The sequence below is a fragment of the Pleurocapsa sp. PCC 7319 genome, from assembly GCF_000332195.1.
GTDB lineage: Bacteria > Cyanobacteriota > Cyanobacteriia > Cyanobacteriales > Xenococcaceae > Waterburya.
Genome location: NZ_KB235922.1, coordinates 5,573,473 through 5,594,928, shown reverse-complemented (window position 1 = coordinate 5,594,928; position 21,456 = coordinate 5,573,473). Strand labels below are relative to the sequence as shown.

General features: G+C 38.6%; 11 protein-coding genes. 6 read left to right on the top strand and 5 right to left on the bottom strand.

The annotated features are described in order from the left end of the window. Nucleotides 1-307 precede the first annotated feature (307 nt). On the bottom strand, nucleotides 308-2,068 hold the full coding sequence (locus PLEUR7319_RS0129445; protein WP_019508823.1) for an iron uptake porin: 1,761 nt from the start codon (nucleotides 2,066-2,068) through the stop codon (nucleotides 308-310). Between the two features lie 381 nt (nucleotides 2,069-2,449). Between PLEUR7319_RS0129445 and PLEUR7319_RS38670 the strand changes: the two genes are divergently transcribed. After that, a complete protein-coding gene (locus tag PLEUR7319_RS38670) occupies nucleotides 2,450-4,972 on the top strand; it encodes a diguanylate cyclase domain-containing protein (protein WP_144054399.1) in 2,523 nt (840 codons plus the stop codon). A 113-nt stretch (nucleotides 4,973-5,085) separates the two neighbouring features. On the opposite strand, the gene PLEUR7319_RS0129435 is transcribed toward PLEUR7319_RS38670, so the two are convergent. Further along, a complete protein-coding gene (locus tag PLEUR7319_RS0129435; RefSeq protein WP_144054398.1) occupies nucleotides 5,086-6,267 on the bottom strand; it encodes a hypothetical protein in 1,182 nt (393 codons plus the stop codon). A gap of 71 nt (nucleotides 6,268-6,338) precedes the next feature. After that, the gene (locus tag PLEUR7319_RS0129430; protein ID WP_019508820.1) at nucleotides 6,339-9,869 is read right to left on the bottom strand and encodes an NB-ARC domain-containing protein; all 3,531 of its coding nucleotides are present in this window, start codon (nucleotides 9,867-9,869) and stop codon (nucleotides 6,339-6,341) included. A 220-nt stretch (nucleotides 9,870-10,089) separates the two neighbouring features. Between PLEUR7319_RS0129430 and PLEUR7319_RS0129425 the strand changes: the two genes are divergently transcribed. The 4 genes from PLEUR7319_RS0129425 (at nucleotide 10,090) to PLEUR7319_RS37135 (ending at nucleotide 16,456) form a co-directional block, all read left to right on the top strand. Further along, nucleotides 10,090-10,467 (top strand): hypothetical protein, encoded by a 378-nt coding sequence (locus tag PLEUR7319_RS0129425; RefSeq protein ID WP_019508819.1) that lies wholly within the window; start codon nucleotides 10,090-10,092, stop codon nucleotides 10,465-10,467. A gap of 174 nt (nucleotides 10,468-10,641) precedes the next feature. Further along, complete coding sequence (locus tag PLEUR7319_RS37140) at nucleotides 10,642-12,318, top strand: ABC transporter substrate-binding protein (RefSeq protein ID WP_019508818.1); 1,677 nt, start codon at nucleotides 10,642-10,644, stop codon at nucleotides 12,316-12,318. Between the two features lie 85 nt (nucleotides 12,319-12,403). Continuing rightward, nucleotides 12,404-13,282: a vWA domain-containing protein gene (locus PLEUR7319_RS0129415; protein WP_019508817.1), complete on the top strand. Its 879-nt coding sequence runs from the start codon at nucleotides 12,404-12,406 to the stop codon at nucleotides 13,280-13,282. Nucleotides 13,283-13,327: 45 nt separating this feature from the next. Beyond that, complete coding sequence (locus tag PLEUR7319_RS37135) at nucleotides 13,328-16,456, top strand: tubulin-like doman-containing protein (RefSeq protein WP_019508816.1); 3,129 nt, start codon at nucleotides 13,328-13,330, stop codon at nucleotides 16,454-16,456. A gap of 89 nt (nucleotides 16,457-16,545) precedes the next feature. Here the strand turns inward: PLEUR7319_RS37135 and dnaG are convergent, their stop codons facing one another. Beyond that, the gene (gene dnaG / locus PLEUR7319_RS0129405; RefSeq protein WP_019508815.1) at nucleotides 16,546-18,504 is read right to left on the bottom strand and encodes a DNA primase; all 1,959 of its coding nucleotides are present in this window, start codon (nucleotides 18,502-18,504) and stop codon (nucleotides 16,546-16,548) included. Between the two features lie 80 nt (nucleotides 18,505-18,584). On the opposite strand from dnaG, the gene PLEUR7319_RS0129400 reads away from it, so the two are divergent. Further along, entirely contained in the window at nucleotides 18,585-19,421 is an 837-nt protein-coding gene (locus tag PLEUR7319_RS0129400) for a DUF3598 family protein (protein ID WP_019508814.1), read from the top strand. Nucleotides 19,422-19,461: 40 nt separating this feature from the next. Here PLEUR7319_RS0129400 and PLEUR7319_RS37130 read toward each other — a convergent pair whose 3' ends face one another. Further along, nucleotides 19,462-21,015: a VanZ family protein gene (locus PLEUR7319_RS37130; RefSeq protein ID WP_019508813.1), complete on the bottom strand. Its 1,554-nt coding sequence runs from the start codon at nucleotides 21,013-21,015 to the stop codon at nucleotides 19,462-19,464. Between the last annotated feature and the right edge of the window lie 441 nt (nucleotides 21,016-21,456).

Genomic DNA, 21,456 nt, shown 5'->3' with positions numbered 1-21,456 from the left:
TAAAAAAATATATTTAACTAACAAAAAAGTATGTTGAGAAGTATATATTTTCAGTTTCGACTTGAGTCTTTACTAAACTTACGAAGATTTACTTAGTTGCTCAGACTTATTATTAAAACTATATAAAATGCTTAGTGATATATATATTATTTTGATTTAAAAGAAGTTACGCTGTGATCGTAATCACAATATTATTTCGTCAGGTAATTTTATCCGAAAATATACTTAAAAGAAAGTCTCTGAAATATGATATTCAGAGACTTAATTAATTTACTAATTTACAAAAGTAATTAAAAAAATATAATTTCTAGAAGGTGAAAGTCGTTCTTAGGGTACCAATAACTACATCATCATTTCGACTGTCATGATCTGGAGCAGTAATCCAAATTGCACCAGGAGTAACAGCAATGTTATCTGATAACTGATATTGGTAAAAAGCCTCAACGTGGAGGGAAGTATCCCGATCAGTATTATCAGTTACGCTTGAAATATTAATACTAGAATCTGTGACTTTGGGTTCCATCCCGACAACAATTCCACCTAAATTACCTTCTTTAAGCAGATCGGGGAAGGCTAGAGTAACTGCCCAATTCCAAATATCTTGATCACCTCGACTAACATTTACTCCATTTGCCGTCACAGAACTTAAAACGCGACTAGTAGTATATCCACCCCAACCACTGATAATAAAGCGATCGCTTAAAGAAAAGGATGCTTGAACACCATAAGAATTACTGGTAATGGGAACTGTTTCACCTACTTCACCGAAAGCAAGGGTATTTAAATTGGCGAGATTACTACCAGTAAAGGTATCACTACTGTTATAGGAATTAACATAGGTTAAACCTAGCTTAAAGCGATCGCCTGGTTTAAATACTAGTTGTCCTAACAAAGAATAGGCACCATTAAATAAACCATTGCCATTGCGGGGATTCTGGGCATCGGGTGCTAAATATCCTGCACTCAGCTCAAAACTATCACTTAGTTCACTTCTGATCCCAACTCCTGCCCCAACAACCTGATTGTAAATAGGATTACGCACCCCAAAAGCGGAAATAGAACCACTGGCACTGTCATTATAGTGATCTAGAGGACTAATAGTATCGGCAAAATCATAGGCAATACCGCCAAATCCCTCCAGTACAACTGTAGTGCGATCTCCAAGAGGAAATGAATAAAGTGCGACCAGCAGATCTAGCTCATTGCCATTGTCAGCAATTAAGCCTAAATCTCCTTCAAAAGTTCCTGTTCTTTCACTAAAAAAGGGAAAATTACCAGCAGTAAACTGAGTAAACAGCAAGTCTTTGCCCGTAAAACTAGTATTAAAACCTAGACGGGCTCTTTGACCAAATACGACCTCACTGTCAATTTCTTGATTATTGACATTACTTCTATTGACATCATCTCCAGATCTAGTGATCTGATCTCCAGTAAAGATATGACCCAAACTAAAGACTGATTCTCCAGTTAATTTAGTTGTTGTGGAGAATTGATGATCTTCTAAAAAGGCGGTACGACCTTCAAGATCGTCAACTCGTTCATTAAGAGTCGCTAATTCAGCTTCGAACTCTTGTGCTAGCTGTCGTGCAATTTCTAAATCTTCAGCACTAACTGAATCCAAAGAAGCAATCAAACGTTCAATTTGATTCAGACAAGCATTTAAACCAGCAGCAAATTCATAGCGGGTAAGAGCCTGATTACCGCGAAATGTCTGATTGGGATAGCCAGCGATACAGCCATAACGATCTACTAAACCGCGAAGAGCCTCATAAGCCCAGTCTGTAGGAGAGACATCTTTCAGTTGTGAAATATTATTGACTTGACCCAGAGCATCATCCTTTGTAGGAATAGCATAGCGATCAATTTGCTCTAGTAAACTGTCATTATTAGGTAAAGATTCTGCTGTTTGAGAATAAGCAGCAGTTGTTATTCCAGAAAATAATAGCCCAGCCGTTCCCAAAGTAACACCAAGCTTTGTGCCCAAAGCCAAAAGTTTATGAGATCTAATTAAGTCGATATTTGTCGGCCCTTGTAAATATTGAGCCTTGATTAGATTAATCGTTTTCATTTCTCTCCTCAACCTCGCTGATCATCAGCGGGAAAACCACCCATTTATAGTTCCCATTTCTGCTGAGAAAGAAACAATTTCTAGATAAAAAAACTGAGATTGGTCTCAAAGCTTGGTAATTCAATGTTTTGACTTTCAGTATTATTAAGGATTATGTTTTATATATTCTCAAAACATTAGGCAACACTACTTAATCAAGCCTAAGGTGATCTTTGAATGTATTTTTAAATTTAGAGATGCTGTTAATAATTTTGATCTGAATCACAGCTATTTTGCATACTGTCGTTTTAACTTATAAAAGAGCTATTTACTTGATTTAACCAATATTTTTTATAGACAACCAATATTTTGACTTGATAGCTAATTAAGATGTTCTATGAAATGCAATTCAAACCCAGAAAAACAGCTCTTCTAGTTGAGGCTGATTTTTCTGCTGACTCTATTTCAACTTTAGATAATATTAGTAATGCGGTTATTATTTTTGATGATATTAAGAATTGCTTATTTTTAAATTACGCTGCTGAAAAGATTTTAGGCGATCGCTCAGATATTTCAATTTTGGGAGATTGGATTCGCTGTAGAACACAGAATATAGTGCAAAAAGAGGCAATTGCCTATAAAGCGCAAGAATTACCTGAGACAATAACATCAATTTGTGGACAAGTACTTGATGATTTAGAAATATTAGTTAGTAAGCTAGATATTTCTGATGATTACTGGCAAAAATTGGATAATCATAAGCCTTTGCCTATTAGAGGGCATAAGATTAAACCTAATTATCTTTCTAAGAATTATCTTTCTAAGCATGATTATTCCGGGTTAGAAGAAATAGTCCCTCATGTTGGTAGTTATGATCGACTCACTGGCTTACCAAACCACAACTTACTATTAGAATATATTGATAAGGAAATTGTGTTTTCTCGGCAAGAACCAAGCTATACATTTGCCGTTTTATTTATAGATATTAACCGTTTCAAAGTAATTAATAGTAGTTTAGGCAGAATTTTAGCAGATCGCTTATTAGTGGCAATTTCTGATAGATTAAAAACTTGTTTGCGATCGCAAGATTTTATTGCTCGGCTGGGAAATGATGAATTTGCCATCTTGCTGAGTAATGTTGAGCATCTTGAATATACTACCAATGTTGCCGAAAGAATTTATCGGAAATTAACTGTGCCGTTTAATATTGGCGAATACGAGGTATTCATCGAAGCTAGTATTGGCATTGCTCTAGGAGATCGAGAATATGCTCAACCTGAAAACTTGTTGCGCGACGCTGAATTAGCAGTATCTGATGTCAGAAGACAAAATAAATTTCCTTATCAAATATTTAATCAATCAATGCGCGGCAAGGCTTTAACTCTGCTGCAATTAGAAAACGATTTAAGAAGAGCAATTAAACGAGAAGAATTCATTCTTCATTACCAGCCGATTATATCTCTAGTGGATAATCAGATTAAAGGCTTTGAAGTACTGGTGCGCTGGCGACATCCCGAGAAGGGGTTAATTGCTCCGGGAAAATTTATTTCTTTAGCTGAAGAAACGGGATTAATTGTCCCCCTAGGTTTTTGGGTACTTAGAGAAGCTTGCCAACAAATGTATACTTGGCAGACTAAGTTTGGGGGCTTAATTGATTGGAAAGTAAGCGTTAATATTTCCAGCAAACAGTTAGCCTTACCCAATTTTGTGGCTCAGGTCAAACAAATTTTACGGGAAACTCACCTAGATCCCCATAATTTAAAATTGGAGATTACTGAAAGCTCCTTAGTCGAGGATGCTAAATCGACTATCATAATTCTTACCGAGCTTAAGGCTCTGGGAATTGAGTTTTCTTTAGATGATTTTGGTACTGGTTATTCTTCCTTGAGTTACCTGCATCAATTTCCTTTTGACACACTTAAAATTGATCGCTCTTTTGTCAGTAGTATTGGAAATAATGTCGAAAAATTAGGTATTGTGCGAGCTATCGTCACTTTAGCTCGTAATTTGGGTATGGACACCATTGCCGAAGGTATCGAAACAGTAAATCAGTTAGCACAATTAAAGGCATTAAAATGCCAATATGGTCAAGGGTATTTTTTATCTAAACCTTTGGATAAAAATATTTTAGAAAATATAATTACTACTGAAATTGCTAATCCCAAACCAATAGCTTCAGAAGATTATCGCTTACTTTTAGATGAACAAATTGCCAAAGAGCAATTATTGTTCCAAATTGAACATCTTCGCCAAGAATTAGAAGAGCTAAAACTGGAAAAAGCTGATTTAGAAATCATGCTGGATAACACTACTGAACATGCTGATTTAGTTGAATCCCAGCTACACAATGAAATTTGCGATCGTCAAAAAGCCCAAGCTGCACTCCGTTTAGCCAATCGGGAATTAGAAAAGTTAAGTGTATTGGACAGTTTGACTCAGGTAGCTAATCGCCGTCGGTTTGATGATTATCTAATTCAGGAGTGGCAAAAATTGAGACAGGAACAAGCTCCTCTGGCTCTGATTTTGTGCGATATTGACTATTTCAAGCTTTATAACGATACCTATGGTCATCCTATCGGTGATTCCTGTCTACAACAAGTAGCATTAGCTATTGAATGTGTCATTGAATCAATACCCGGTTTAGTAGCTCGTTATGGTGGAGAAGAGTTTGGCATTATTTTGCCTCATCTTAGTGGAGAAAAAGCTTTAAAAGTGGCGCAAAAGATTGCGATTAGTGTTAATCAACTGCATATTGTTCATCAACAATCTTCAGTCAGTGAATATGTAACCATTAGTTTAGGAGTACATAGTTTGATTCCTAGCGGAGAATTTAGTCCTGAGTTGTTGGTTGCTTTGGCGGATAAAGCCCTATATGAAGCAAAAGAGCAAGGAAGGAATCAAGCTTGTCTGTACGTTGCTGACTAAAGAAAATTCATCAAGATTCATAACAGTAGTGTTATAGACTTTTTAAAGTGCTGTCGTATTATCAAATATTTATACCAAATTCGTATTTATTGATAAATCAGCCAATCACAACATCATGCATTTTCGACGATCTCGAGCATTGGCAGATAATGTTGCAAGATATACCAAAAATGAGTATTGGCAGGATTGACTATATTGGGCACATGAAATTCATAAATAGAATCAGCAAAGGCAGGATGAACTTGCCCTAGGTCGGTGAAGAATTCAGAGGGATAGAGATGATGCCGATCAGGGTACTGATAGCAAAAGCGTTGCCAGATGTGCTCTTGAAGCCAGTGAGTCATTTTACCATGGGTAGTTTTAGCAAATTCTACAGTTATGAATGGTATATTTTGTCTCCGAGTAAATTGAATATAGTCGATAGGAACACCTATAGGAAAAATAATAGGCTCTTCGCGCTTCTTGCCGTCTTGATCGTGCCAATCGGTCATAACTTTAATCATTCCCTCTTGATTACCAATCTTCCTCCCTTGCTTTAAAGACTGCCATTGCCACCGTAAAACATCTCTTTCCAACCACTGCATCAAGTCAAAAAACAGATAAGGACTATTTTGCAAGCGGACATATTGAGTCAGATCGCGAATCATTGATGGTTTTAGCTTAGTTATATAAGAATAGGGATAAGTAAACGGCAAATTTTTCTGAGGTGAATTAGCTGCTATGAGTCGTCGCGTATTATCTGCTGGAAGCTCATAATTGTGGAGTTGGGGTGCAAAGGGATTGGCATTCATTTTTGGTATTAGTTCGCGAACATACCAAAAGCGAGCTTGCTGCTGCATTTGATTCAAAGCCGAATCAAATTCATTCTGAGAAGAAGACTTTAGTATTTTATCTACATGCAACCGAGGCGAATAGAATGTTAATTTCTCATGTAATTCCTTCAAGGGTTGAGGTATTCCCCGAAGCTGATTACTCATTCCTGGCTGAGTATTTTTATAGGGATTTAATTCAAATCTAAGAGCAGAAATTAAATAGGCATTTTTCACATCTTGTAATGCTTCGGTTTTTTCCAGACAAGCTACTGGAGAAGGAAGATCGCCAAATGGACATACATCGCCACTTTGGTTCTTGAATAAATGCCGAGAGATTGTGGGTAAATTCTTGAAGATAGGATTTCCAGCTTGATCGCGCTTTAATTGCCATGGATATTGGGGATAATTCTGCAAAGGTACTTCGCGGTCGAGATAGTATTTCCATTCAGAATCGTCAATTTGCAAAGTGAGATTGTTCTTCAATTGATTGTACAAACGTTGGCTAAAATTAGTGAAATAAATTTAAAACGGGAACAATTTCTGTTCGATAAATATCATAAATTAGATTCTAACTTTGCTCCTAAGGCTTGCAAAACAGCTATTTGAGTTGTACTTAATCCCTTAGCACCATAAATGTTCATTGCTTCATAAGGTCGAGTAGAGCGCATAGTTTTAAGGCAATGACCTGATGTTAAATCCCATAACTTAATTGTTTCATCGATACTGGTACTGGCAAGATATTTGCTATCGGGACTAAACGCTACCGAACTTACCCAGTTACTATGACCTGAAAGAGTATTAATACAGCGATCGCTTTTTAGCTCCCAAATTTTAATAGTTTGGTCTTCACTACCACTGGCAAGATATTGACCATTAGGACTATATGCCACTGATGATATATGGTTTTCATGCTCGCTGAAAGTGGTACGGCACTGACCGCTTTTGATTTCCCAGATTTTAATAGTTCGATCTGAGCTACTACTAGCAATGTATTGACCATCAGGACTATATGCTACTGAACTCACCCAGTTTTCATGACTAAAAGTATTAAGGCATTGACCGCTTTTGATTTCCCAGATTTTAATAGTTCGATCTGAGCTACCACTAGCGATGTATTGACAATCTGGGCTATATGCCACCGAACTCACCCAGTTTTCATGACCAGTGAAAGTGGCAAGGCATTGACCACTTTTTACCGACCAGATCTTAACCGTTGAATCTTCATTTCCACTGACAAGAGTTTTACTATCGGGGCTAAATGCTAGGGTTCTACTCCAGTTACCGTTTGTTTCCAATATCTCTTGAGATTTACCACTTTTAAGTTCCCATATCTCGATCGTACGATCGGGACTACTACTAGCAATGTATTGACCATCGGGGCTATATGCTACTGACTGAACCCAATTACTGTGTCCAACAAAATTTTTCAGGCATTGACCGTTTTCTACCAACCAAATCTTGACAGTTTTATCTTCTCCTCCGCTAACAAGATACTGACCATCAGGACTATAGGCTATGGCTCTCATCCAAATACTATGACCTTGTAAGGTTTGTTGACATTGACTGGTAGCTAAGTGCCAAATTTTGACTGTGCGATCTGTGCTACCGCTAGCAAGATATTGACCATCAGGACTATAGGCTATTGATTGAACCCAGTTTTGGTGGCCTGCTAAAGTTTGTTGACATTGACTGGTAGCTAAGTGCCAAATCTTGATGGTGCGATCAGCACTACCGCTGGCAAGATATTGACCATCAGGGCTATATGCTAAAGACCAAACCCAATTGTTATGACCAGTAAAAGTATCAAGGCACTGTCCGCTTGCCACTGACCAAATCTTGACGGTTTTATCTTCACTACCACTAGCAAGATACTGACCATCAAGACTAAACGCTACGGCTCGAATCCAGTTGTTATGACCAGTAAAAGTATTAAGGCACTGTCCGCTTGCCACTGACCAAATCTTAACGGTTTTATCTTCACTACCACTAGCAAGATACTGACCATCAAGACTAAACGCTACCGAACGAACACAATCACTATGACCAACAAAAGTTTTAAGGCATTGTCCGCTTTCCACTGACCAAATTTTTACAGTTTTATCTTCACCAGCACTGACAATTGTGGAACCGTCGGGGCTAAAGCTGACGACCCAAACTTGATTTTGAACATCATTTATCATTTGTATACATGAGTCATCAACCATCGACCAAATTTTAATGGTTTGATTTTCCCCCGTGCTGGCAAGAAATTGACCGTTTGGACTAAATGCTACGGAACGAATCCAATTGCTATCTGCTCTGATTCTCGATTTAAGCCTACCTTGATTAACTTCCCAAAGTATTATTTCTCCATTGGTATCTCCTGTGGCAAGATACTGACCATCAGGACTATAGGCTACGGATAAAACACCACCAAAAATTTTTGAGAAAACGCACTGGGAAAAATGAGAATAGGCAAAATTAACTTCTGGTAAATTGATATTCTGCAAATATGCTTGACGAATTGCCAGATGAGAAAAATCGTATTTTCGGAGATCGGATTGTAATTGACAGAGTAAATTGAGTATGTTTCCTGCCGTGTATCCAGCTCTGGGGGTAGATTCTGTTTTTTGTCGCCAAGTTGCTATAATTTGCTTTAGCTGGGACTCAACTTGGCTACGATCGCCTAAAAGAGCGAGCAATCGATTTTTGACAGGCTCAAGCAGCAAATGGGCTTGAGCATCTCTGATATATTCCTTGGCTGTAGCTTGAAGTAGAGCGTAATTGTTCAGAAATTCACTTTTTTGGGCAGTAATTTCCTGGCAAATTGATTCAATTAGGCGATCATAAAGATATTCAACGATGACATTTTGCAGGGTAAACTTACTTTCCCTTTCCTCTACTTCCACTAAAGACCTACGGGTTAATGACTCGATCGCCTCTAGGAGTTGGGGAATTGTTGGCGCGATCACAAAATTCGATTGCAACTGATTTAGGGTAGCTGGCTCCCGTTCAATTGCTAGCCAGTACATAATCTCCCGTTCTAGGTCTGATAACCGTACTAACTGTTCCCGAAGCAAGTCGCTAATATCCCCAAAAGTAATTACTTTTTGGGCGAGAAATCCATCGATGTTGCCCCCAAATAGATTTTTAATCGTCGTGGCAGCAATTCTTAAAGCTAGAGGATTTCCAGCATAGTTATCGATTAATTCTTGCAGCTTGGTCTCAGAACCAAATAAACCTTCGGCTTGGAGAATACTCTTTCCTGCTGTTTGTAATCCTTGCAAGCGCCAAATTTTTATCGGTTTGGTATTTCCTGCTAATAAGGCAACTTCTTTCGGTAGCTCTCTACTAGTTAGAACCACACAGCTTGAGTGAGGGATTTCGCCTATTTGCCGTAAAAATTCCCCATAATCTTCGCATCCTGGACGATAGGCTCCCGCACGAGTCTCACTTTGGAGAATAGACTCTAAATTGTCTAAAACAATCAGACAACGATATTGGCGTAAATATTCGTTTAGTAAAATCTTAGTGCGATCGCCAACATTGGCTGGTAAATCTTGTTGTTGTTGAGATAAAGAATTATAAATATCTTCAACCACATCGGTTATTGCTGGAGCACTGCGCAGACTTCTCCAGACTACAAAATCGAATTTCGGGGCAATCTTTTGTGCCAACTTAATCGATAAAGTTGTTTTTCCAATCCCTCCCATACCCAGAAGAGTTATCAAGCGACAATGCTCTTCAATTGCCCACTTTTCTATATGTTCTAACTCCAATTCTCTGCCATAAAAATCGGCGACATCAATCGCGTCACCCCAGTCTTGTGTAAATTGAACCTGCTTTACTTGTGATAGTTGTTGAGATCTCTCCGTAAGAATATTTTTCAGAGCTACCAATTTACCTGGACTCTTTCCTGGCAGGTCGAACTTTTGATATACCGAACCCAATCTCTTTCTAACTGCCACTGCACTCACATCTAGAACTGTGGCAATTTCTATAGCCGATTTACCCAACAGAGCCAATTTTAGAGTTCCTAATTCTATTTGCGAAATATTCTGCTCTAGGGCGATCGCCTGCAACAAGTCTTCGGAGATTTTGAACATAAAGATAAATAATTACACAACCAACTTATCAATAGTGAGCTTATATCTATAGTTTATCAGTCTGAAGCTCAAATCTAAGTCGTACAAACCCTACCAAATAGGGGCTGACAAAAATAGAACTTTCTTGACAAGAGATATATAAATTAGATATATTCTTTATACAATTAGTTATCAATTTGATACTTTTGATTGAATGTAGAGTAAAACAACTAATACAGAAATGAACTCTCCAAATTCACACTCTCTTGATAAGTCATTTAAATCTCTCAGTTCTGCCATATCTAGATATGAAGCCTGTGGAACAGGAGGTATTTGCCTTGATATTCAAATGCATCCTGGAATTGGCGGTAAAGAACATTTAAAAATTAACGCCAAAAATTTAATAGAAGCTCCATTTGCCTTTCCTAAAGAGGAATTTCAGAATTTTTTAGACTGCTCCCCGGTATTTAAAACTAAAGCTAACCAGATTTTTCGCAATAATCTATTGAAAATAATCAACAAAACTGGATTTGGCTCGATTGATATTAGTTTTACTAAAGATAAAAAGAAAACTTTAGTCTGTCGTGTAACTCATTCCTATAGATATTCTCTGGAATAAATGAGGATACTCAGTGCCAAGCAGGTTATAACAACCGCTGGTTAATGGAGATCGAGATTCTCCAAGAATAAATAGAATACTATGTCTAGTCAAGAGAGTGGGAAAATCCACTACGAGGCTGGTTAAGTGATTTATCGTCACTTTGCCAGCCTTTTTTTTCGATTTGTAATACCAATGATAGAATCACCAAATAATTCGGACACCACCAGAAATTCTGCCCCTTGGATATGTCAGGGAATTTCGGCTAATTCTCATCCAGAAATTGAAAACTGGGGAGATAGTTGTATGTTCCCAGGCTGTAAAAATAATCGAGAAGATTTATCTAAAGCTAAAAGCATTTCTCCTTCAAGTAATGATAGAAAACTTAAACCCATTCTGGGAATAGCTTTAGCTATCGTCGCTAGTCTAGGAAGCGGATTGTATCTATGGCAAAAATTCAAGCCCTGTCCAGAAGGTCAAGAAAAGCTTAATGGCACTTGTTCCGTTATTGATAAGCCCGAGTCTCAAGGTTCTGCACCTGGGAATTCAACCGACCAGATAAACTTAGTACCACGGACTAATAATAATACTTTAACTACACCTATTCCTTTCAATCCCGAATGGATTAGTCAAAGCGATCGCGTTTTATTTAAAGGTAACAGTAATAAGTATCGAGATAATGGCATTGAAGCCTTTAAGCAGGGTAATTATGCTGTCGCGATCAAAAATTTAGAAAAAGCTGTTTTCAGCGATCGCAGCGATCCAGAAGTACAAATCTATCTCAACAACGCCCAAGCTTCTTTTCAAGGCTCTCCACTGAAAATAGCAGTAGTAGTTCCTGTAGAAAATAAAGAAACTTCTGCCAAAGAAATGTTGAGGGGAATAGCAGATGCTCAAACTCAATTTAATTATGCGGGCGGAGCAGGGGGAAAATTAGTACAAGTAGATATTGCTAACGATGGTAATGAGCCTCAACGAGCTCAAACTATTGCCCAAAAATTAGCTAGCGATCTTAATATTTTGGGGATAATTGGACATAATTCCAGCAGTGCCAGTGAAATAGCACTCTTTGAATATGAAAAAGCTAATTTAGCGATTATTTCCCCTACCAGTACCAGTACTTCTTTAAAGAGTAATTATTTCTATAGAACCGTCCCTTCAGACGAAATAACTGGTAAGAAGCTGGCTCAATATGCTGACCAAACGGGTATTAATCGAGTTGCAGTTTTTTACAATCCTCACAGTAGTTATAGTAAAAGCCTACAAAACGCATTTGAAGCTCATTTCCAAAAGCTAGGTGGGAAAGTATCAGGTTCAATCGATCTTAGCGATTCTAATTTCGATCCTAGACAACAAATTCAAGCACTTCAAGGAAGGATAGATGCGATCGCTTTATTTCCTAATACCAACACTACTTCTGTCGCAATTGGTATTGCCAGAGCAAATACAGAATTGTCTGCACAAAAATTACCGATGATAGGAGGGGATGCTTTATACAGTTCTCAAACTCTGAATAATGGTGGTTCGGCGGTAGACGATCTAGTAATTGCAGTTCCCTGGTTTGCCACCAATCAACCCTATGCCGAACAAGCTAATCAACGCTGGATGGGTACGGTGAACTGGCGGACTGCTGCTAGTTATGATGCGACACAAGCCCTACTCAAAGCTATAGCTGCAAGCCCCAATCCTACTAGATCTTCTGTAGAACAAAATTTACGGCTGGTTAATCTTGTCTCCAGTGAAACATCTGGCGAACCACTTTCTTTTACGAATGGAGAAAGGTCTGGAGATGGCGTTCTCGTGCAAATCGCACCAGGTGCGCTAGGTAAACCAAGAGAAATGATTAACGGATTCAAATTAATCGAACATTAACGTAACCAGTGCTTTTTTCTCTGACATTAATCTAATTGTCCATTGCCAATTATCCATTGTCCATTAATAAATATTCCCCCATACCATGACTTTATCCTATCCTTCTTCCCCTTGGCGTTATCCAATTTTGCAACTTTCCGGCTTCTTAGTTTTAGTATTCCTCGTCGTTTCTTTGCTTACTAATACTTTGGGCTGGTTTTCTCCCCCTGTTTCCGTACAGATGATGCTCGATCTTAGTAGTAGTACTTATGATCGGGACTTTAAAAGTGGGAAAAGTTTGATGGCAGCTGAAATTGAAGCAGTCAAAGCCTACGCTAAAGAAAACGCTCTATCGCCCAACCCCAATAACTTATCTCTAGCTGGATTTGCCGATCTAGTGCAGCCGATTACTAATAATTTCTCTGCTGATTCTGAGGCGATCGCAACTGCATTAGAGCAGGCAGTACAGGCAAATATCTTCAAGCAAGTCGGAGGAGGAACGAATCTAACTCTAGCAGTAGAATCGGGTATAAATTCCCTTTCCAGCCAGCTCGAGCGCTGCAAAGAAATGCTGGTGGTTACCGATGGAGCAGCAAATTTAAGTCCCACACAAATTTTGCGTGCCCAGTCTCATCGGGTCAAACTAAATTTTTTGATTGTGAGTCAGACTATTCCCCATAATTTGGCTCAAGCAGCACGCGATACTGGCGGACTAGCTTTGTCTGCTGACGTGCAAAATATTCAATCTTTAATTACCAATCGACTGAGACAGAAATTTAGTTCTAACTCGAAATTTGTCAAATTTTTCTTGAGTCTGGCCCTGATTTCTCTAATGTGGATGTTGCTCTTTCCTCTAGACAGACTATTACAAAACTTTCTGCAGATCCGCTTTGACCATGCAGGCAGAATTGCTTTGTTTAATGCTGTTTTTTGGACAATGATGACCTTTTGGTGGATGGGATTGCCCGCATTACAAGGATGCTGACCACAAGCTTTCATTGGTAATTAACAGATTTATAAAGAAATAAAAATGCGAGAAGATAGAAAAACCATTGTTCCTACCTTAGTTATCGGACTTGGCGGTACGGGATTAGAAGTAATTTCCCGAGTTCGGCGTTTAATTAGAGAATCCTATGGCGATTTGGCTAACTTTCCCATTGCTGGTTTTTTACACATCGATACTGACCGTGAAGCCAAGCCCAGTAATCCTCTGATGTCAGGAGATACTTTGGAAGCATCAGAAAAATATCTTTCCCAGGTAGCTTTAGCCGAAGCCCAAAAAATCGTCCATCATCCAGAAATCTATCCTTGGTATCACCAGTGGCTCCCAACGGAACTGATTAATAATCCTCGACTATTAGTCTCCGAAACAGGAGCAGGGCAAATTCGAGCCTGCGGACGCTTTTCCTTATTTTTTAACTGCGATCGCATTAGTGATGCCTGTCAGAATGCCAAGAGAAAAATTTGCCGAGGGGAAAATATCGCTTTCATGTCCCAAAATTACAGTCTTCAGGTCAAGCCAAAACTAAATATATTTGTGGTTTGTTCCATTGCTGGAGGTACGGGTAGTGGCATGGTGATCGATCTGGGGTATTTGCTCCAACGCTGGTTTGAAGGAGAACAGGGAGTTCAAACTACCGCGATAATTTCGACTCCTGATGGTTTTAGCAGTATTAGTGCTAATGATCGTGTTAAGTGTAATGGTTATGCTGCCTTAATGGAACTAAACTATTACTGCGATCAAAACACCACTTTTTCTGCCCAGTATGGTGTTACTGGTGGTTCGGCTATTGAGTCGCAACAGCCGCCCTACGACTATATTTACCTCACTGGTACTACTAACGAACACGGTGTCAACCTGACTTTAGATGCTGTTAGAGAATCGATGGCTCAAAATATCTTTCTCGATTTAGTCTCCGATTTTTCTGCTTATAAACGTTCTATTAGAGATAATATCGTTCGGGCAGCAGCAGGACAAAACGATCTACCTCCCCAGGGCAGGAGTTATCCGCGCAACTTTATGAGTTTTGGCATAGCAACTGTTGAAGTTCCGATTCATCATATTCGCCATTATTTAGCTTATCTTCTAGCTACAGATTTATGTAAATGGTGGCTCAATAGCTCAGTTCCTTTACCTGTGGAACCTCAAACCATAGTTTATGCCCGCCTGAGAAGCATGAATTTGTTGGGTAATGAATTGCGTCGAGCAATTTTACAAACGACAGATCGTTCCTATCCTTATCAAGTTGTAATTCAGCAATGGCTGGGAAAAATTCGTCAAGAAATTACAACTGAAAACTTGCTGGAGTGTCGAGCAGATGGTGTTGTTAAAGTCTTTAGTCGTGAAACCGGTCAGATACTTGAGTTTGTTGACGGCTACCTCAGACCAAAGGTAGAGGAATATTTGCAGGATCATTTGCGAGAACCGCAAAATGATGAGCGAACTCACGGTGACTTTTTTAAAGTAATTTATGACAATCGCGATCGCTTGATTAATCAAGCAATAGGGGAATTACAAGAACGACTTTACACCGTGCTTGTCGATCGCAATTTAGGACTGAAGTTTCTTCAATTAGAGCTAGATTTAATGGAAGATAGCTTTGAACGTAATATTGCCAAAATGGAGCGAGAAGCTGAAAAAACTTGGCTGGTGGTGGAGCAAGCAGCCTGGCAAGAATATGAAGCGGCTTTATTCCGACTACACGAATATAAGGATTTGTGGGGTTTAACCAAACAATCAAAGATCAATCAAGAGTGCGATCTAGCTCTCAACAATCTGGGTCAAGCCCTAAATTCACTCCTGGAACGTAAATCAAGAATTGTCGCCGTGGGAATTCTCCGTCGCCTCAAAGAATATTTAGTAGAACTGCGCCATCAGTTAAACATCTGGCAGCAGAGAGTTTCCCAATCTCAAGCCAAATTTCAAGAACTTGCTAACCAACAAGCTAATAAAGCCGATGCCTTAGAAATTGTTGGGGAAAAACTTTTTGAGCGAGCTAGACTTAACGAAATTTATGAAGATTTTTTGACAAAAACTAACGGCGATCAAGAAGCTAATCTGGAAAATCCTGCTCAAAGAGGATTAGAAGTAATGGCTCAACAATTAAGCCAGGTAATATTAAATGCCAGTACGTCCTTATGGCAAAACTCTCGTCGAGCACAGGAGGTATTTCGTCTATTGGATATTGAAAAAATTCCTGAGATTCAATATCCTGATTTTGAAAAAATTGTCTATCAACATACTTTGCTTTGCTTGGAAAAAGCAGGAGTCAACACCAAACTATATCAAGATGCTGATGCCTGTACCCGCTTTATGCAAAGATTTTCCACAGAAGCAGATCGAGACACACGTATTCGTGAATTATTCGAGCAGTCTCAACCTTTAGTCCGATTAGATCGCAATATTCCCCAATCGTCTCAATTTAACTATATTAATCTAGCCAAGGCTGGCTTAATTGGTGGTGACAATCCCACAGAAATCGCAGCAATCAAACAAGTCGAGATACTGCGTAAATACTTCTCGGATGAAGAAGCGATCGCGCCAATTACCACCAAAGAAAGGCATAAAATCCTTGCCGTTCAGGAAGTAGGTGGATTTTCTCTTCGTTGCCTCCAAGGAACAGAGCAACTTCGTCGCGCTTATCAAAATTGGCGAGGACAAAGAATTATGGCAGAAAGAGCAAGACTTAGGGGACAACAAGTAGATTTACCCCCATCAGTACATCTGCAACAAGAAATAATCTTTTGGGATTTTATACCCCCAAACAAAGATACCGAAAAAATAGTCTTAATTCTTCGGACTTTAGAGATTTTAAAATCAGAAATTAATCAAAATACCAAGCAAAATGTCATCTGTTATTCAACGATAAATAAAGGAAAACAGGAAAAAGTTACTTTGGCTTCAAATTGGGAAAATGCCGTACAAGTTTTAGAGCTTCCTGATTGTCGCCGAGATCGACAAGAGCTGGAACGCAAATTAGCAGAAAAGCTAGAAGCAGCGGAAACTCCAAAACTGAAACAGGAGTTAAGCCAAAAACTAAAATCTTATTTAGAGATCCGACTGAGAGATTTCTCCCAAAAAGGAGGTCAGGATAATCTTCGTTATCTCCGAGAACAAGATATGATCAGAGACTTTATGGATTGCCATAAACTAGCTTAATTTTCTCTACCCAAAAGCACGTCTAGGTGAAATTTAATAGATTTATCCTAACTACTTTTTTCCTCTGATTTAGATGCGTTCGCCCTGATTCATAACACGGGGTCTTGAGCAAATGTTCGACGTATTTGTTCTAGCTGGTTGATTTTTTCTACGGTAGTTTGAATTTCCTGATAGTAATATTTCATCAGTTCCAGATCCTTGGTAGGGTTGAGATTTTGTAACTGTTTTATGCAGTAAAAATGACGCTTTTGATAGTTTACCTGTTCTAAAGATGCGATCGCCTCGGCTATGCGTACATCGGCACGAAAAACATCTTCTTGAGTTTTTTCATCTAAATGAAATAATCTTGTAACAGAAATCATATTTTCGGGAAAATCTAGACTACGATTATATAATTCGCTTAACAAAGGATTTAATCCTACTGTCGATTTTTCAGCAATTTCTGCTTCAATCCCTATTATTTGTTGCCACAGAAACCGATGAGCAACGACATTAAATAATAAGTCTCTGGTTTCTAACTGCTCAATAATTTGGTTTCGGTATCGAGGATAGTGAATATAGATCCTCAATAATAAAGCCTCTGCCTGTTCCAAGAGTTCGCTTTCAGGGTTGGTAGCAATTTTAAAAGCCAGTTGCGCCACAGAAGAATTATTTTTCTTAGTGGAGTAATTATTCTGATATCTGGGACGAGCAGTTTTAATCTGTGACTTCAGGGTAGCCAAATTCTGTAAGACTAATCTAGTATCTCCCTGACTCAATAATTCAGCACAGTGGGTTAAGTAATGGTTGCGTTGATTAGCATCTTGTAATTTATTCAATAGTCTAATCATTCCTGCTGCTACCTGTTGAAATTGATCGGCAGCTTTAAGATTTTGATCGGCGATTAAGCGATTTATTAGCCAGTCAAGCCACAGTGGAGCTTTAGCTAAAGCTTGATAGTAAATTACTGCTCCCTCTGCTCGGCTTTTAATAAATTCATCAGCATCTTTACTGTCAGGAAGATTGAGGATACGTAACTGTATTACTCCGCTATAAACTAAATCTTCCACTTCATTAATCGCTCTTTTAGTAGCCTTTTCTCCTGCTTTATCAGCGTCAAAGTTAAGAATTACTTGTTTAGAAGCGGTAAAGCGCAATAGTTGCTTAAGTTGATTTTGGGTAAAGGCTGTACCTAAGGAGGCAACGACATTGGCAATACCAGCTTCATGGAGAGCGATCGCATCGAAATAGCCTTCTACTACTACCGCACAATCCTCTTGAGCAATCTGACTACGTGCTTGATCGAGGGCAAATAAAGTTTTGCTTTTATCAAACAAAGGGGTTTCAGGAGAGTTTAAATATTTCGGCTGATCTTCATCTTTGAGACTACGGCTACCAAAGCCGATGATTCTGCCCTGAAGATCCTTGATCGGAATCATTAGGCGATCGCGAAATACATCGTAATATCCACTACCAGTTTTGCGAGGTTTAATTAATCCTGCTTGTTCAACCAGATTTACCGCATAGCGTTTTTGTTCAACTAGATATTTATATAGGGTTTCCCAACCCGCAGGAGCATAACCTAATTGAAATTTACTCACCGTAGCTTCTTCAATTTTTCTTTGGTGACGCAAATACTGAAAAGCAGCTTCTCCTTGAGACCGATGCAAAGCATGTTCATAAAAACTGGAGGTGATGGCTAAGATTTCATATAATTGCTCCCTCAAAGTTAGCTGGCGTTGAATTTCCTGTCTTTGTTCTGGTTCAACTGTCTTAATCGGCACCTGATAGCGACGAGCCAGATCTAAAACTACTTCAGCAAAAGATTGTTTTCCTGTCTCCATTAAAAACTTAAAGACGTTGCCCCCTTCTCCACAGCCAAAACAGTAATAGACCTGCTTATCCTGACTCACACTAAAACTAGGTGTCTTTTCATTGTGAAATGGACACAAACCCAGATAATCTTTACCTCGCTTACGTAAAACGATATGCTCAGAGATGATATCGACAATATCAATCCTGTGTTGGACTTCTTCAATGGTGTCTGGATGAAGACGGGGAACTTTCACTCAAATTTCGCTAGTTCAAATATTGCCTAGCTCATATCATAGTAAATTTTAATAATTACTGATTATTGATTACTAAGAATATGCTTTCTCAATGGGATTGTTTTCTGAAGAATTTAGGTGCATGGCATGGTTCATTTACTCGTTTTTCGCCTCAAGGAGAAGAAATAGCCGATACTCCGACCTTAGTTACCTTAGAAGGATTGAATGACAATCAAAACGTCCATCAAGTAGTTCGCTATCTACCACCAGATGAACCTGCTCGTGATGTGGTCGTCGATTATGACTCTCTTAATCGTAGTATTCTTTTTTTTGAAAATGGTGCTTTTTCTCAGGGTAGTATGCAATGGGGACCATATAGCACTTTCGGTGGTGAGTTTGGCTTGATTGATAACGATTTTGGTAACGGCGATCGCCGACTACGGATGGTAGAACTTTATAATAGTTCTTCTCAGTTAGAGAGAGTTGTCTTAATTAGAGAAAAACTTCCCGATAGTAATATTCCTGAAAGACCACAATTGAAAGTCTCTAGCTTACTGGGAGAATGGCAGGGAGAAGCGGTTAGTATGTACGCCGATCTAAGAAACCCTGATACTTTTTCTAGCTATCTAAAAATTAAACAGAAAGACAGTAATCACATCGAGCAAAGTTTGTCCTTTGGCGATCGCACTATTACTTCTAGCGCCAGAATAGAGGGTTCAAGATTGTTATTTGAAGATAGTGATTTACCAGCGCAAATTCTCTTATTACCTGATGGAGCATCTTGTAATTGTCCTTTAAAAGTCAAATTGGGTCATAATTTTGTTTTGGAGATGGGATGGCTATTAGAGCCTACGATTAGGCAGAGGATTATCCGCAGCTACAACAAAAAAGGGAATTGGGTTAGCTGTACCTTGGTGACAGAGAAAAAGGTTAAATAAAAGAATTGAGAATCTGTGCTGATTACTTAAGTTGGAATTATTAATCCTCAATTCTAAGTGAGCTTGAGGTAGGTATGAATATTAAGTCTGTTAGCAGGATTCCGCTAACCATAATTATTAAACTAAGCAATAAATTTTCTAGACTCATGAATTTACCACTCACTGTACTTAGAAGTACTTCAAAAATACCGCACGAAGATAGTAACCCTGTAAAAATCAACAATCTAGTATGGTGAGTTCTTAGTCTCGATAGTTTGACTATTAATCCAAAAATAAAGCCTAATGGAACAAATATTAGTCCATAATAGAAAATTTTACTGAGTTTATTGCTCAAACCATTAGAGTGAGGTGGCATAAAATTCCAAAATAGACGGGATCCAGGATGAAGTTCTAGGGAATATGATCGGGTCAAATCATCCAGAGAGATTTTAACAATCGATCCATCGTAAGTAATAATTAAATCATGAGGGTTAGTATCTGCAAAAATATTGGGAATAGTTAGTGAGGGTTTAGAGCCATTGTTACCAGTCAGAGGAGTTCGCAAGCGAAAATCCAGATTAGTTCCCTCCTGTCCCAGAGTAAAATTGCGTTGTAAGGGATTCGCTGAAAGTGAAATAATTCGGGCTGGACCAGTCTGGCTGGTATCATTGGTAGCAACCCTAGCGATCAATGTGAATTGAGAACTATCACTAATTCTCTGGGTTAATAAAGCTGGTGAAGCTGAAGTTTTCAGCCAATGATTAGAAGTCAAAAGTATACCCTTACCATCGAGGGAATTCGGTGGTGCTCCTCTCCAAGTTAAGTCTGGTAGATTACCTTTACCATCGGAGTAACTTCCTTGACCCCGCAACTGGTATGAAGCTACCAGAGAATCCTGGATTGCAGTCATAGGATTATGTTGAGATAAGACATATTCTACCTCTGAGGGGGAAAGAGCTCGGGTCGCAATAGAAAGCTGAGAAACCTTTCCTTGCCAAGGACGATCCCCTGTTTTTTCATTACCTAGCAATAACGGAAAATCAGAGTTCCAATTACTTAAATTTGTAGTATTTTGCAAGTAGCCTGACAGTAGAAAAGTTAATGTTAAATAAGCAACGAATATAAATATTAACCTCGAAAGATTGAGCGAGTTTTGAATTTTAAATATTAATCTAGCAACTAGAGCAGTGATTTTGTCCCTCCCTAGACGAAAGCAGAGAAAACCTACTAAACCACCAAAAGTATTGGCAAAAATGTCAGTTAGCATAGAGGTTCTTTCTGGTAAGAATAATTGTAGTATTTCTACTAGGAATGACAAACCAAAACTAAGAATTAAGACTCCTATTAGTAAAGCTGCTTCTTGCTCCTTGCTTTTGAACTTTAGGTAACTAAATCCAAACCCAAAAGGAATAAACAAAATTATATTTCTCAGCCAATCACCTAAAGAATCTGGTTTGACAAGCCTAAAATCAAACCCAGGGTTAACTCTAGTTGCAAAATCGAAAGGGAAAAGTGTGACATATAAAATAAAAAGAATACTAGCCGTAAGTAGTACCCTGTTGAAGCATTTTCCCTCTAGCTTTCGGAAAGCTAATGTAGATTTTCGTCTATTCATTTGATTATGCTGGTAAACAATCAGTAAGAAAAGGCAGAAGACCTATCCCTTGGTCGCATATATCCTAGCAATTAAAAATTGTTAGTAGATGTATAAATCAAGAAAATAGAGAAACAAGCACAAAATTCGCACTTTCCAGCAAATTTAGCTATTATCTCTCACAAACTTCAATGAGTTGAGGAGTTTGTGAGCTGCACTTAGATTATTATCTTAAAGCTTAAAGCCTTTAGCCTTTAGCTTTTAGCCTTGGTTTGACTGCTAAAAGCGTAATTGAGTTTAAGACTCCGACCTCTTAGGTCGTCGACAATCAGGTAGAGTTTAAGACTCTATTTGATTGAAGCTAAGAACTAAGAGCTAAGAGCTAATAGCTAATAGCTAATAGCTACGGCGTAGCCGTTTCTTTATCTAAAGAGCTGATAGCTGATAGCTACTAATGCTATC